Raw genomic sequence first — 14,016 nt, forward strand, 5'->3', positions numbered from 1 at the left:
CGCGCATAACGCGGCGCGACAAAATATACCAGCCCTAACCGGCCGTCAGTGGCCCGCAGTCTTGGAAAACAGGTGAATAATCAGAATTCCTGCCAATATCATTGCAAGCCCGATCACTGCTGGCCAGTCCAGTCGTTGCCCGAATACGATAAAGCCGATGACCGCGATCAACACGATCCCCAATCCGGACCATATCGCGTAAACGATGCCAACCGGCATGTATTTCAGGGTCAGACCCAACAGGTAGAAGGCAATGCCATACCCGATCACAACCAGCACAGAGGGCCAAAACCGGCTGAATTGCTGGCTGGCCTGCAAAGCCGTTGTGCCAATCGTTTCGGCGAAAACCGCCAGCAGAAGAATGAAGTAAGCTTTGGGCACCGCAGGTCTCGATCAAATTGCAATGTGCGTGGTTGAGCACGAAATCTCATTTGTCGGCAAGGGGATTCGGAGCAATCGCCGTGAAAATCTGGAGTGGCCATCAAACGTTCCAATTGCCGCCAAAGTCAGGATAACCATACTATTTCAAACAAAAAAATTTTGGTATTGATGAAGTGTTTTTAGTTGCATTTTTACGAGTTTGTTATGACGAAATTTGCAAAATCCGTCATCGTTGCTTCGGTATTGATCGTGGCGCTTGGGTGGCTTGCAGGCGGGGGGTCCGTCGACAATAATGCAGCCAAAATTGTTGAGCGGTTTAATAGTATTCAAGTTTAGGCGCCTGCCGAAACGATGGAAAAAGGGGCATTCGTGCCCCTTTTTTTGTTTGGATCAATCGGTAACGCTTTCGCAGAAAAATGCGCTCAATTGCGGCTGCAACCATGACCACAGTTCAGGTGCACCCCGTTTGATCGGCGTTCCAACGCGTTGTTCGATCTGCGCGAAAGTCACATTGAAATCCACCCAGGATCCGCCTCCGGTTGCCAGATTGCCGATTGGCGTTTGAAATCGGTCAATTGCCTTGGCGAAACGGGCATCCGCAGTCTCGGCGGCTTCGAACTCTTGCCACAGCCCCATAAAATCCGCCTGAGGTTTCTTTGGGAGCAGCCCGAACAGTCTGTGTGCCGCGGCCAGTTCTTCGGCCTCTTGGGCGGCGTGGTCAACCTGTCCGTGAATGGGGTGATCGCCCGCGTCGATTTCGACGATGTCGTGCAGCAAAAGCATCTTCAGGACTCGGGTTAATGAGACCCCGGGTTGCGCATACTCCGACAAAACCCAGGCAAACAACATGATGTGCCAGGAGTGTTCGGCCGAGTTTTCGAACCGCTCGCCAGACAGTAAGAGTGACGCGCGGTAAACGGATTTCAGGCGATCCGCTTCGGCCAGGAACGGTAGCCGTTCGGAAAACGCCGTTTCGGGCACCGGGTCGCCCTGCAGCATGGCGCTGGCCAATGCGTGCGCCTCTGGAAACTCGGAGGCCAGATAGGCGGCACGCCCGCCGCTGAGATTGTCGCGTACAACGTCGATATGTTCGGGGTTGGGATTCGGCGCGCACAGGACCTGAAACATGGGTTGGCATCGGTCCAGATACTTGGCGAACTTGGCGTCGGGGGTGGAGTCGGCCTCGAACTCTTCCCACAGGTCACGAAATTCTGATGTCTGATCATTCGGCAAAAGCCCGAACAATGTGCTAGCGGCAGCGCGCTCGGCGCGCTCCACAGCTTGCCAGTCCGTTTCCAGATGGATCGGATGGTCGCCGACGATGATTTCCACCAGATCGTGCAAAAGCAGCATCCGGATAACGCGATCTATACTGACGTCATCGCCCGCCAGCGGCTCCATCATCAGCGCCCATAGCGCCAGGTGCCAGCTATGCTCGGCCGAATTCTCAAAGCGGGACTGATCCAGAAGGGTGTTGGCGCGATCAACTGACTTCAAGCTGTCCGCGCGTTTCAGAAATTCGATTTGCGCGGACAGTCTTTCGGTCATTTCTTTTCAATCGCTTTCATTTTCGATCGGTGTTTGGTCAGCGTCTCGATGACAAACTTGCGCGCTTTGCGTTCTGCAAGGCGCACACGGATTTCGGTCAGGAATGCTTCTTCCAGCGTCTGCGACGAGGCACCCAATTGCTCGCCCACTTCGACAAAGAAACGGTCGTTGCCTGTCTCATCCATCACTTTCATCGTATCCTCGGCCAGTTTGGCCGCGAGGGTTGTGATGGTATCCGACATCAGCGCGTGTTCTCGGTCAGGCGGCGTTTCACATAGTCGCTGACATCGGTGATCAGCGTATCCATGTGACGTTCCTGGAAGAAATGATCGGCACCTTCGACCTCATTATGTGTGATGGTGATGCCTTTCTGCTCGTGCAGCTTGTTGACCAGTGCCGTTGTATCCGCGGGCGGAGCCACGCGATCGGACGAGCCGTTGATGATCAGACCAGAGGACGGGCAGGGTGCCAGGAATGAGAAGTCATACATGTTGGCCGGAGGCGACACGCTGATAAAGCCTGTAATCTCTGGGCGGCGCATCAGCAACTGCATCCCGATCCATGCACCAAACGAGAAACCGGCAACCCAGCAGTGCTTGGAGTTGTTGTTCATCGATTGCAGATAATCCAGCGCCGACGCGGCATCGCTCAGTTCACCCACGCCCTGATCGTATTCGCCCTGACTGCGGCCAACACCGCGGAAGTTAAAGCGCAACACGGTGAAGCCCATGTTGTAGAACGCATAGTGCAGATTATAGACCACCTTGTTGTTCATGGTCCCGCCAAATTGTGGATGCGGGTGCAGCACGATGGCGATCGGTGCGTCTTTTTCCTTTTGCGGGTGGTAGCGGCCTTCCAGGCGGCCTTCGGGTCCGGGAAAAATCACCTCGGGCATGTGTGCTTTGGTCCTGTCTTTTTCTTCTTGGAGCCACGATATACTTGACGATAATCGTAAGGCACCTTAGAACGGTTCTAATTGTGATGCATTGCGCAGGGCGCTGCCCGTCGGAGATACGCACTGGCGGCGGCGGCGTCAATGTTTTCGCGTATAACCTGCCATGAGGGAAAGACAATGAAGCTTTCGACAAAGGGTCGTTACGCGATGGTCGCATTGGCCGATATCGCTCTGCAGCCGACAGACGGGCTGGTAACGCTCAGCGAAATTTCCGAACGTCAGGATATCTCATTGCCTTACCTCGAGCAGTTGTTCGTCAAATTGCGCAGGGCGGATCTGGTTGCCTCAGTGCGCGGGCCGGGTGGTGGGTACCGTCTGGCGCGCCCAGCATCAGAGATTCGGGTTGTCGAAATCCTGGCCGCAGTAGACGAAACCGTAGATGCATTGCAAAAGGGCGCTGGTGCTTCAGGGGCGTCTTCGGGCAGCAGGGCGCAGTCCTTGACTAACCGTCTTTGGGAAGGTCTCAGCGCGCATGTCTATGTGTTTCTGCATCAGACCCGACTGTCTGACGTGATCAAGAACGATTTGGCCCCGTGCCCCGCTGTACCCAGCCTGTTTGCCGTGGTTGATGAGTAATCCGATGCCGATCGCTGTTTACTCGTTTTGCGTCAGGGAAAAGATGTATCTATGAAACGTGTTTACCTGGATCACAACGCGACGACCCCGCTGCGACCCGAGGCGCGCGACGCCATGGTGGCCGCAATGGAGTTGTGCGGTAATCCATCTTCGGTCCATGCCGAAGGCCGCGCGGCCAAAGCTTTGGTCGAACGCGCCAGGGCGCAGATAGCCGCAGCGTTCGGGGCGGATGGGGCGGATATCGTGTTCACGTCTGGTTCGACCGAAGGTGCCGCATTGGCTTTGGCAGGCCGCGATCTCCATGGTTCAGCCGTTGAACATGACGCGATCAGATCTTGGATCATCGAAGATTTACCGGCCTCTCAATCCGGCCTTGTGGACGTGGCCAACCCCGCTCAATCGGCACTGCAACTGGCAAACTCTGAAACCGGAATTGTCCAGACGTTGCCTCCCGGCTTGGCCGTCACGGATGCGACTCAGGCGTTTGGCAAATTGCCGGTTGCCTTTAACTGGATGGGTGCGCAAATGGCGCTGATTTCGGCGCATAAGCTGGGTGGACCGAAAGGTATTGGTGCCGTCGTGATGAAACGTGGCACGGATCTGCCTGCATTGATCAAGGGTGGAGGCCAGGAGATGGGCCGTCGCTCGGGCACGGAAAATGTCATTGGAATCGCGGGTTTCGGGGCCGCAGCCGAAGCAGCTGCTCAGGATCTTGCCAACGGTGTCTGGGAACAGGTTCGTGAGTTTAGAAATATTCTAGAAAATGCCCTTGAGGCTGGTTCTAAATCTACTATTTTTGTCGGGAAAGGTCGGGACCGCCTACCGAATACCTCGTGTTTCGCAACCCCCGGCTGGAAAGGCGAAACACAGGTCATGCAGATGGATTTGGCGGGTTTCGCTGTCAGTGCAGGCTCTGCGTGTTCCAGCGGGAAGGTCCGGGCCAGTGCGGTATTGACCGCCATGGGATATGATGAGGTGACGGCAGCCAGCGCGATCCGCGTGTCTCTGGGTCCTCAGACGATCGAAGAAGATGTGCTGCGTTTCGCCGAAACGTGGCTTGAGAAAGAAAAGAAGCATCGCGCGCGCGCCGCGTGATCTGACGGAGGGTGTCATATGGCCGCTTTGGACCAGACCCAGGTAAAAGAGGGTGTCGATCAGGAAACCGTGGATGCGGTACGCGAGGTCGGAACCTACAAATACGGATGGGATACCGATATCGAGATGGAGTACGCCCCCAAGGGCGTGAACCCGGATATCGTTCGATTGATCTCGGAAAAGAATGAAGAGCCCGAGTGGATGACCGAATGGCGTCTGGCCGCGTTTGAACGCTGGACCAAGATGGATGAGCCGAACTGGGCCATGGTCCATTATCCTAAGATCGATTTTCAGGACCAGTATTACTATGCCCGTCCCAAATCGATGGAAGAGAAGCCGAAATCTCTGGACGAGGTCGACCCCAAGCTGCTGGCGACCTACGAAAAGCTGGGTATCCCGCTGAAAGAACAGATGATTCTGGCTGGCGTTGAAGGCGCTGAGGATATGCCGGCTGAAGGCCGCAAGGTCGCGGTCGACGCGGTGTTTGACTCGGTTTCTGTTGGTACGACATTCCAGGACGAACTGGCAAAACACGGCGTGATCTTCTGTTCTATTTCAGAGGCGATCAAAGAGCATCCCGAACTGGTCAAGAAGTATCTTGGCTCCGTGGTTCCGGTTTCGGACAACTTCTACGCCACGCTGAACTCGGCCGTGTTCTCGGACGGCTCGTTCGTCTACATCCCACCGGGCGTTCGCTGCCCGATGGAGCTGAGCACCTATTTCCGCATAAACGCGGAAAACACGGGTCAGTTCGAACGCACGCTGATAATTGCGGACAAGGGCTCCTACGTCTCGTATCTTGAGGGCTGCACCGCGCCGCAACGCGACACCGCCCAGCTGCACGCGGCGGTTGTCGAGATCATCATCGAAGAAGATGCTGAGGTGAAGTACTCGACCGTTCAGAACTGGTTCCCGGGAGATGAGAACGGCAAGGGCGGTATCTACAATTTCGTGACCAAACGTGCCGATTGCCGGGGCGACCGGTCCAAGGTGATGTGGACGCAGGTTGAAACCGGTTCGGCCGTGACCTGGAAATACCCGTCCTGCATCCTGCGCGGTGATGAAAGCCAGGGTGAGTTTTATTCGATCGCGATTACCAACAACTATCAGCAGGCCGATACCGGGACCAAGATGGTTCACCTTGGCAAGAACACCAAGTCGCGTATCGTGTCCAAGGGGATCAGTGCAGGCAAGGCTCAGAACACCTATCGCGGGCTGGTGTCGATGCACCCCAAGGCCAAGGACAGCCGCAACTATACCCAGTGCGACAGCTTGCTGATCGGCGACAAATGCGGGGCCCACACGGTGCCGTATATCGAAGTTCGCAACAACTCGTCGCGCGTGGAACACGAAGCGACGACGTCCAAAGTGGATGACGATCAGCTGTTCTACTGCCGCCAGCGCGGCATGGACGAGGAAGAAGCCGTGGCACTGGTTGTCAACGGGTTCTGCAAGGACGTCCTGCAGGCACTGCCAATGGAATTCGCGATGGAAGCGCAGCAGCTGGTTGCAATCTCACTGGAAGGCTCGGTTGGCTGATGGCGCGTAAGCCTGGCAAGTCCTTCCGTAAGGATGATGTGTTGACCCTTGTGGGATACGCGCTCCCGGTTCTGGGCGGACTGCTGGGCGTTGCCTACGTAAACATCAACCATATGGAATTCATAAACCCGGTCTGGGCTGTGGGTGGTGGAGCGATCCTTGGATGGGTCGCTGCACGCATCATGCGCCGGATGCTGGGATAGACATAGACCGGGGCTGTCGAACGCCCCTTGCGTTACGCAAAAGGACAAAAAATGCTGGAAATCAAAAACCTGCACGTGAAGCTTGAGGAAGAAGAAAAGCAAATCCTCAAAGGCGTCGACCTTACCGTCGAGGCAGGCAAAGTGCATGCGATCATGGGACCCAACGGTTCGGGCAAGTCAACACTCAGCTATGTGCTGTCGGGCCGCGATGGTTATGAAGTGACTGAAGGCTCCGCCACTCTGGACGGCGAGGACCTGTTGGAAATGGAACCGGAAGAGCGCGCTGCTGCTGGCGTCTTCCTGGCGTTCCAGTACCCGGTTGAGATCCCGGGTGTTGGCAACATGACCTTCCTGCGCACTGCCGTGAACGCCCAGCGCAAGGCGCGCGGCGAAGAAGAGCTGTCGGCCGCTGATTTCCTTAAGCTGGTTCGCGCGAAGGCGAAATCGCTGAAGATCGACGCGGATATGCTCAAACGTCCGGTGAACGTTGGCTTCTCGGGCGGTGAGAAGAAGCGCAACGAAATCCTGCAGATGGCGATGCTGGAACCCAAGATGTGCATCCTAGACGAAACGGACTCGGGTCTGGACGTCGATGCGATGAAGCTGGTGGCCGAAGGTGTGAACGCGTTGCGAGACGAAGGCCGTGGCTTCCTGGTGATCACCCACTATCAGCGCCTGCTGGACCACATCAAACCCGATGTTGTGCACATCATGGCAGATGGTCGGATCGTGAAAACCGGTGGTCCTGATCTGGCGCTGGAAGTTGAAAACAACGGTTATGCCGACATTCTGGCCGAGGTGAACTGATGGCGTTGCCCGAAGTTAAACAAACCGCGACTGAGGCGCGGCTGGCCACGTTGACCATGCCCGACGCCGGATGTACCCGCGCCGCGCGCGAAGACGCGCTGGCCCGAGTGCTGGAGATGGGTCTGCCGGGTCGGCGCGACGAGTACTGGAAGTACACGCGCCCCGACACGCTGATTTCGCCCGAAGCGCCACGTGCCGCGCTGTTCCATTCGGATGAGCCGCTGCTGTTCGGCAATCTCGACCGCCTGAAAATCGTTTTTATCGATGGCGTGTTCAGCCCCGAGGAATCGGACGATCTGGAGCTGGAAGGCGTAAAAGTCGAACGTATCGAAGATATCTGCTGCAAGGATATCCATTGGGCCAAAGAGTTGTATGGCGTTCTTGAAGCGCGCGGACAATCTCCGGTTCAACGGCCACTGGCGGCCTTGAACACGGCGTTTGCGGCGGACGGGGTTGCGATCCATGTCACCGGCAAACCGTCCAAGCCGATCAGTCTGATCTATCGCCATGCGTCGGAGACCTCTGACGCCATGCTGCACCACATCGTTCGTGTAGAAAGCGGCGCCGAGGTGACAATCCTCGAAAACGGTCCGGCAGCATCGCGTTTCAACAAGTGCATGGAAATCGACATCGCTGACCGTGGTACGTTGCATCACGTGCGCGCGCAGGGCAGGGATCACGAGCGTCGTGCGGCTACGCACATGTTCACGCGTCTGGGTCAGGAATCGGTCTACAAATCCTTCACTTTGACAGTGAATGGCATTCTGACTCGCAATGAGCAGGTGATTGAACTGACCGGCGACGATGCGGTTGCCCATGTGGCGGGCGCTTGCGTCGGCGACGGTGAATTCCACCACGACGATACTGTTTTCATCACCCATGATGCAGTGAATTGCGAAAGCCGTCAGGTCTTTAAGAAGGTTCTGCGCAATGGCGCAACCGGCGTGTTCCAGGGCAAGATTTTGGTCAAGGAAGGCGCGCAGAAGACCGACGGTTACCAGATCAGCCAGTCTTTGCTGCTGGATGATGACAGCCAGTTCCTCGCCAAGCCTGAACTTGAGATTTATGCCGACGATGTCGCCTGTTCTCATGGTTCGACCTCGGGTGCGATTGATGAGACGGCTCTGTTCTACCTGCGGTCGCGCGGTGTTCCGGTAAAGGACGCCACCAACATGCTGACGCTGGCGTTCCTGGCCGAAGCGGTTGAAGAGATCGAGGACGCAGCGCTGGCCGAGGCCATCGTAAACCGCCTTGAAGGCTGGTTGTCGCGGCACATCTGATGCCGTTGACGTCAGATATCGTGGCCACCTATCGGGGGCCGGGGCGGGTTGTGCGCCGCTTGCTTGACCTTGGCCCGCGCGAGGACAGGGCGTTGGTGTTTGTCATGGCATTCTGCGTGGTGTTGTTCATCGCGCAACTGCCCAGTCTGGCACGACGTGCGCACTTTGAAGGAGTGGAGTTGAATGCTTTGATGGGCGCAAGCTTGTTCGGAGTAGTCTTTATTCTTCCGTTGCTCCTATATCTTCTGGCTTTCTTGTCTCATGGATTGGTTCGGCTGTTTGGAGGGAATGGAACGTCGTACGGAGCGCGCCTTACTTTATTCTGGGCCCTCCTCTCATCGACACCAGTAGTGTTGCTGCATGGTCTTGTTGCCGGTTTTCTAGGCCCAGGCCCCGCATTGCAAATAGTTGGAGCAATCTGGTTTTTTTTAGTCCTGTGGTTCTGGCTGTCAGGCCTCATCGAAGCACAAAGGTTGCAAGAATGAACCCTGCTAGCATTGTCGAACTTGGTGTACTGACCCTGACCAATCCATCCCAGGCAGCGCGGCGTTTGCTGGATTTACGTCCGGGGCGGGAGGTTTTGTGGCTGGCGTTCTTCCTTGCCGTTGTGCTGAACGGTCTTGTGCAGCTTGGCATCGACCAACTTATCCCGGTGCCCGAGGGCGAGCCTGTTCCGCCCACGCAGCCTATCGCTTTGAACCTGCTCAGGTCTGCTGGTGCAATGATGTTGAGTGTCGCAGCGTTTCTGTTTGTCGGGCGGATGTTGGGTGGTCGCGCGACATTTGACGATATTCTGACTTTGACGGTCTGGCTGCAGTTCCTGCAGATCGCTGCGCTGTTGATCACGTTAATCATTACGATCGCGCTTCCGTTCCTTATGCTGATGTTTTTGCTCGCCACCGCGCTGATCAGCCTTTACGTCACGCTCCATTTCCTCAATGAAGCGCACCAATTCGGTTCGCTTGCAAAGTCCTTCGGGGTCATAGTGTTATCTGCCTTGATTGCAGTGCCATTTGTCCTCGCTCTAACGCCCGGCGGCCCCGTATAGGGAAAGAAGACCATGTATGATGTTCAGAAAATTCGCTCTGACTTTCCGATCCTTTCACGGGAGGTGAACGGCAAACCGCTGACCTATCTGGACAATGGCGCATCGGCGCAAAAGCCGCAGGTCGTGATCGATGCGGTGACGCGGGCATATGCCGAGGAATACTCGAATGTTCACCGCGGTCTGCATTTCCTGTCGAATCTGGCGACCGAGAAGTACGAGGCGGTTCGCGGCACCATCGCGCGTTTTCTGGGGGCTGCAAACGAGAACGAGATTGTCCTGAACTCTGGCACGACCGAAGGAATCAATCTTGTCGCTTACGGCTGGGCCATGCCGCGCCTGCAGGCCGGGGATGAGATCGTGCTGAGCGTGATGGAGCACCACGCCAATATCGTTCCGTGGCACTTCCTGCGCGAACGTCAGGGCGTGGTCCTGAAATGGGTTGATGTGGACGCGGATGGCGGTCTGGATCCGCAGGCCGTAATCGACGCGATCGGTCCTAAGACCAAACTGGTCGCCGTGACACAGTGCTCGAATGTTCTGGGAACCGTGGTCGATGTAAAAGCCATCACCGAAGGCGCCCACGCCAAAGGCGTTCCGGTGCTGGTAGATGGCAGCCAGGGTGCGGTGCATATGCCTGTGAACGTGCAGGATATCGGATGCGATTTCTACGCAATCACCGGTCACAAGCTTTACGGTCCGTCCGGTTCGGGCGCGATCTACATCAAGTCAGAACGCATGGCCGAGATGCGCCCCTTTATAGGCGGCGGAGACATGATCAAAGAGGTCAGCAAGGATCAGGTGATCTACAACGACCCGCCAATGAAGTTCGAGGCCGGTACACCTGGCATCGTTCAAACCATCGGTCTTGGGGTCGCCCTGGATTACATGATGGATTTGGGGATGGAGAATATTGCCACGCATGAGGCGGGCCTGCGCGACTATGCGATGCAGAAACTGACGGGGTTAAACTGGTTGCAGGTTCAGGGCACGCGCCCGAACAAGGCCGCCATCTTCAGCTTTACGCTGGATGGGGCAGGGCATGCACATGATGTCTCGACGATTCTCGACAAAAAAGGCGTGGCGGTCCGGGCCGGCCACCACTGCGCCGGTCCGTTGATGGATTTCTACGGCGTCACCGCGACTTGCCGCGCAAGCTTTGGTCTGTATAACACCACGGATGAGGTGGATACCCTGATCGATGCGCTGGAACTGGCACACGACTTGTTCGCATAAAGCAGTTTGGCAGCTGTCGATTTCCAGTTGCACCCGGATCGGAACAAGGTTAGCTAACGGCCAAGGCACCTGTAGCTCAGCTGGATAGAGCGCTGCCCTCCGAAGGCAGAGGCCAGAGGTTCGAATCCTCTCAGGTGCGCCACAATATTATTATATATCATAATGGTATAGGCGACACGATGGTGAGCGCGAATTTCTCAATTCAGCTCAGATACCGTTGGTTTCAATTCAGTTTCGTACAATTCCCGAACAATCAGTTCGGTCGCAGCCACTTACGGGGTTCTTAAACTGTTGTTTTAGGCCGTCAGCTGAAGCGTTTTGCTCCGGCCACACAAATCACCACAAATATCGTAATCGCGATCATGGATGGTGCAATGGGTTCCGCCAGTAATGCAGCTGCAAGGATAAGACCGAAGAACGGTTGAAGGAGTTGAAGTTGTCCGACACCTGCGGTGCCGCCCAGTGCCAAGCCGCGATACCAGAAGACAAACCCCACCAGCATCGAAAAGACCGAAACGTAACCCAAACTGAGCCAGACCGGGAGGCTTAGTCCGCTCAATGTGACCGGCCATGTCGAAACCGCCAAAGCCACCATCAGAGGTAGCGACAAGACGAGGGCCCAGGAAATTACCTGCCATCCGCCCAATCGGCGGGACAACTGCGCTCCTTCTGCATAGCCCAGTCCGCACAAAAGGATGGCGGCGACCATAAACAGATCTCCTACAAGCGATGCCTCGGCACTTTGGCTGAGCGCGAAACAGACGACAGCCGCACTTCCCAAAACCGAGAACACCCAGAACATGGCGGCCGGGCGCTCACCGCCACGCAACACGCCGAATGAGGCGGTGGCCAAGGGCAAGAGCCCGATAAAGACAATCGAATGAGCGGCCGTGATGTGCTGTAAGGCCAGTGCTGTCAAAAGCGGAAAGCCGATCACCACGCCCAGGGCCACGATCACAAGCGATTTCAGATCTGATCGCGACGGTTGCTTTTCATTGAACAGGGCAAGCAGGCATAGCGCGAGTAGCCCAGCCAGGACGGCGCGGGCAGATGTCAGAAAGAACGGGTCGAGACCGCCAACGGCCACCCGTGTGGCAGGCAGTGATCCGCTGAAAATCAACACACCGAGCAATCCGCTGCCCCAACCCGAAAACGAAGAGGTCATCATTAAATGGTCCTTTTTAGGACCTTGTAGCTGGCGCGATGTGGCAAATGCAGATACAAAACAGTACAATAAAAGCAAACTGTACTGCCCATGGGTGGCACACAGAGAAAGCGGATATGACCAGAGCAACCCGCCGAACCCTTGTGATGGAACATGTAACGCGCCGTATCCGGTCTCGTGCTCTTAGTGCCGGCGATAAACTTCCATCGGTTCGCGGCCTTGCCACTCAATTGAGCGTGTCTCCGTCGACGGTAGTGGAGGCGTATGATGTTTTGGCTGCAGAAGGTGTCATATTTGCCCGGCGCGGCTCTGGGTTCTTTGTGGCTGACCGCGTGTTGCCCTTCGATGTATCGCAGACCGGGCCGCAGCTCGAGCGGGAGATTGATCCGCTTTGGGTTGCCCGACAATCGATTGATGCCGGGGAGGAGATGGAGAAGCCGGGATGTGGCTGGATGCCGGCTGACTGGATGCCGGTCGAGTCGCTGCGGCGGGCCATGCGCCAAGTATCGCGCCGCGCAGAAAATGTGCTGACAGACTATGGCAGCGCGCAGGGGCATTCTGGTCTGCGGCGGTATGTGGCACGGATGTTGAGCGATCAGCAGATAGATGTGAATCCCGATAGCGTTCTGCTTACCAACTCGGGATCGCAGGCGTTGGACTTGATTTGTAGGTTCCTTCTCAAGCCAGGCGACAAGGTGTTGGTGGATGATCCGTGTTATTTCAATTTCCAGGCGCTTCTGAGAGCGCATCAGATTACCATCGTAAGTGTCCCTTACACACTCAGTGGTCCGGACCTTTCTGCATTCGAAAACGTGCTCAGAAACGAGCGCCCGCGGCTCTACCTGACCAACTCTGCGCTGCATAATCCAACAGGTGCGACGATCACGGCTGCGACCGCACACCGTGTCTTATCGCTGGCTGAGGCCTATGACTTACGAATTGTAGAAGACGCTATCTTTTCCGAGTTCGAACCGGATCTGTCGCCGCGTCTGGCGTCTCTGGATGGTTTGGATCGTGTTCTGACAGTCGGCAGTTTTTCCAAAACCCTGTCTGCATCGCTGCGCTGCGGTTACATAGCGGCGCGACCGGATTGGATCGAGACCCTGACCGACCTGCAAGTCGCGATCAGTTTCGGCGGCCCCAGCCCAATGGTGACGGAACTACTGCACGCCGCCCTCATCGATGGCAGCTATCGCAAACATATGGAGGCGCTCCGAACCAAATTGGATCGAGCCCGCGCGCGTTCGATAGCGGACCTGGAAGCGTTGGCTGTTAGGCCCTTTGTGAAACCCAGGGGCGGATTTTACCTTTGGTGCGAGCTTCCCGATGGCGCGGATGCCGCGATGGTCGCGCGGGCAGGTCTGCAAAAGGGTGTTGTCCTTGCACCCGGGAATGTTTTCAGCCCAACTCAATCCAAAGGTTCGTTTCTACGTTTCAACGTAAGCCAGATGGCCGGAAAGGCTCATGTGAACCTGCTCCACGAATTGATGTATTCGGTGAAATAGAAATCTCCGCTTTCAAAACGAAGAGGAACAAAAACACTCCCACGCTAAAGCCTTCAATGAGCAGCAATGGAAGTGACGGCATCGCGAGGCAATAGCACAGCGGAACAACTTGGGCGAAGGCGCAGGTTCCCCCCCCTGTACTCCGGGTCAGAAAAGGTAACATACATTGAGCCGGCCATCTTTTCTGTTGAGCAGACGATGGTGCGTGGTTAACGGATGTGGTCCCGCCTAAATACTCAAGTTTTCAATTGATTTGGGTCACTGGTCGACTCTAACCTGTGCTGCTCTTCAGCAATGCCCTCCGCGCTGTCACGGCACCAGACAGCAGATCTAATGGCTTTTTTTGCAGCAATTCTTCGTCTGCTTGGTTTTGCCCATTCAACCCGACGCGCCGATTTACATGGGGGTATACCCCAAATGCGGTAAGATAAGCATTGAACTGCACACGGTTGGGCAATGTCGAGCCAAGTGTTAATATATTCTTATCAAATTGGCGTTTCGACGTGATGATGGCAGAGATTTGGGAAAAGTTACTGTTGAGCAGGTTTACCGGTTTCCTGATGAGGTATCACCGACCCAATTGGCCGCAACTCTGGCAGACAAGCCCGGGTTGTTCCGTTTAGTTGTGGACACCGACGGCTTGACCGCTATCATCCTTCCGGATGGGTTTGTCGCGGATCG

15 protein-coding genes and 1 tRNA gene are annotated in these 14,016 nt (G+C 56.1%); 11 read left to right on the forward strand and 5 right to left on the reverse strand.

What is annotated here, in order from left to right; translation table 11 throughout:
- Positions 1–45: 45 nt before the first annotated feature.
- From MHN28_RS01110 to MHN28_RS01125, 4 genes are all read right to left on the reverse strand, one after another.
- Positions 46–381, reverse strand: coding sequence for an SMR family transporter (locus MHN28_RS01110; RefSeq protein WP_239335128.1), 336 nt, complete (start codon positions 379–381; stop codon positions 46–48).
- 390 nt (positions 382–771) lie between these two features.
- A complete protein-coding gene (locus MHN28_RS01115; protein ID WP_239335130.1) occupies positions 772–1,929 on the reverse strand; it encodes an HD domain-containing protein in 1,158 nt (385 codons plus the stop codon).
- Entirely contained in the window at positions 1,926–2,171 is a 246-nt protein-coding gene (locus MHN28_RS01120; RefSeq protein ID WP_239335132.1) for a hypothetical protein, read from the reverse strand. Before MHN28_RS01120 ends, MHN28_RS01115 begins: the two co-directional genes overlap by 4 nt.
- On the reverse strand, positions 2,171–2,824 hold the full coding sequence (locus tag MHN28_RS01125) for an alpha/beta hydrolase (RefSeq protein WP_239335134.1): 654 nt from the start codon (positions 2,822–2,824) through the stop codon (positions 2,171–2,173). Before MHN28_RS01125 ends, MHN28_RS01120 begins: the two co-directional genes overlap by 1 nt.
- A 177-nt stretch (positions 2,825–3,001) precedes the next feature.
- Between MHN28_RS01125 and MHN28_RS01130 the strand changes: the two genes are divergently transcribed.
- From MHN28_RS01130 to MHN28_RS01175, 10 genes are all read left to right on the forward strand, one after another.
- Positions 3,002–3,460 carry an Rrf2 family transcriptional regulator gene (locus MHN28_RS01130; protein ID WP_239335135.1) on the forward strand — a complete coding sequence of 153 codons (459 nt, stop codon included), beginning with the start codon at positions 3,002–3,004 and terminating at the stop codon, positions 3,458–3,460.
- A 51-nt stretch (positions 3,461–3,511) separates the two neighbouring features.
- Positions 3,512–4,555, forward strand: coding sequence for a cysteine desulfurase family protein (locus MHN28_RS01135; protein ID WP_239335136.1), 1,044 nt, complete (start codon positions 3,512–3,514; stop codon positions 4,553–4,555).
- A gap of 18 nt (positions 4,556–4,573) precedes the next feature.
- Positions 4,574–6,094: a Fe-S cluster assembly protein SufB gene (gene sufB, locus MHN28_RS01140; RefSeq protein ID WP_239335137.1), complete on the forward strand. Its 1,521-nt coding sequence runs from the start codon at positions 4,574–4,576 to the stop codon at positions 6,092–6,094.
- On the forward strand, positions 6,094–6,297 hold the full coding sequence (locus MHN28_RS01145) for a hypothetical protein (RefSeq protein WP_239335138.1): 204 nt from the start codon (positions 6,094–6,096) through the stop codon (positions 6,295–6,297). Before sufB ends, MHN28_RS01145 begins: the two co-directional genes overlap by 1 nt.
- Before the next feature lie 51 nt (positions 6,298–6,348).
- Positions 6,349–7,104: a Fe-S cluster assembly ATPase SufC gene (gene sufC / locus MHN28_RS01150; protein ID WP_239335139.1), complete on the forward strand. Its 756-nt coding sequence runs from the start codon at positions 6,349–6,351 to the stop codon at positions 7,102–7,104.
- Positions 7,104–8,384, forward strand: a complete 1,281-nt coding sequence (locus tag MHN28_RS01155) for a SufD family Fe-S cluster assembly protein (protein WP_239335140.1) — start codon at positions 7,104–7,106, stop codon at positions 8,382–8,384. Before sufC ends, MHN28_RS01155 begins: the two co-directional genes overlap by 1 nt.
- Entirely contained in the window at positions 8,384–8,869 is a 486-nt protein-coding gene (locus tag MHN28_RS01160) for a YIP1 family protein (protein WP_239335141.1), read from the forward strand. The genes MHN28_RS01155 and MHN28_RS01160 overlap by 1 nt, the downstream gene beginning before the upstream one ends.
- On the forward strand, positions 8,866–9,432 hold the full coding sequence (locus tag MHN28_RS01165) for a YIP1 family protein (protein WP_239335142.1): 567 nt from the start codon (positions 8,866–8,868) through the stop codon (positions 9,430–9,432). Before MHN28_RS01160 ends, MHN28_RS01165 begins: the two co-directional genes overlap by 4 nt.
- Positions 9,433–9,444: 12 nt before the next feature.
- Entirely contained in the window at positions 9,445–10,665 is a 1,221-nt protein-coding gene (locus tag MHN28_RS01170) for a cysteine desulfurase (RefSeq protein WP_239335144.1), read from the forward strand.
- A 65-nt stretch (positions 10,666–10,730) separates the two neighbouring features.
- Positions 10,731–10,807: transfer RNA gene (locus tag MHN28_RS01175), tRNA-Arg, on the forward strand.
- A 162-nt stretch (positions 10,808–10,969) separates the two neighbouring features.
- Here the strand turns inward: MHN28_RS01175 and MHN28_RS01180 are convergent.
- Entirely contained in the window at positions 10,970–11,833 is an 864-nt protein-coding gene (locus tag MHN28_RS01180; protein WP_239335146.1) for a DMT family transporter, read from the reverse strand.
- Positions 11,834–11,946: 113 nt separating this feature from the next.
- On the opposite strand from MHN28_RS01180, the gene MHN28_RS01185 reads away from it, so the two are divergent.
- Positions 11,947–13,335 (forward strand): PLP-dependent aminotransferase family protein, encoded by a 1,389-nt coding sequence (locus MHN28_RS01185; protein ID WP_239335148.1) that lies wholly within the window; start codon positions 11,947–11,949, stop codon positions 13,333–13,335.
- Positions 13,336–14,016: the final 681 nt, after the last annotated feature.

The sequence above is a fragment of the Ruegeria sp. Ofav3-42 genome (genome assembly GCF_022347725.1).
Lineage (GTDB): Bacteria > Pseudomonadota > Alphaproteobacteria > Rhodobacterales > Rhodobacteraceae > Ruegeria.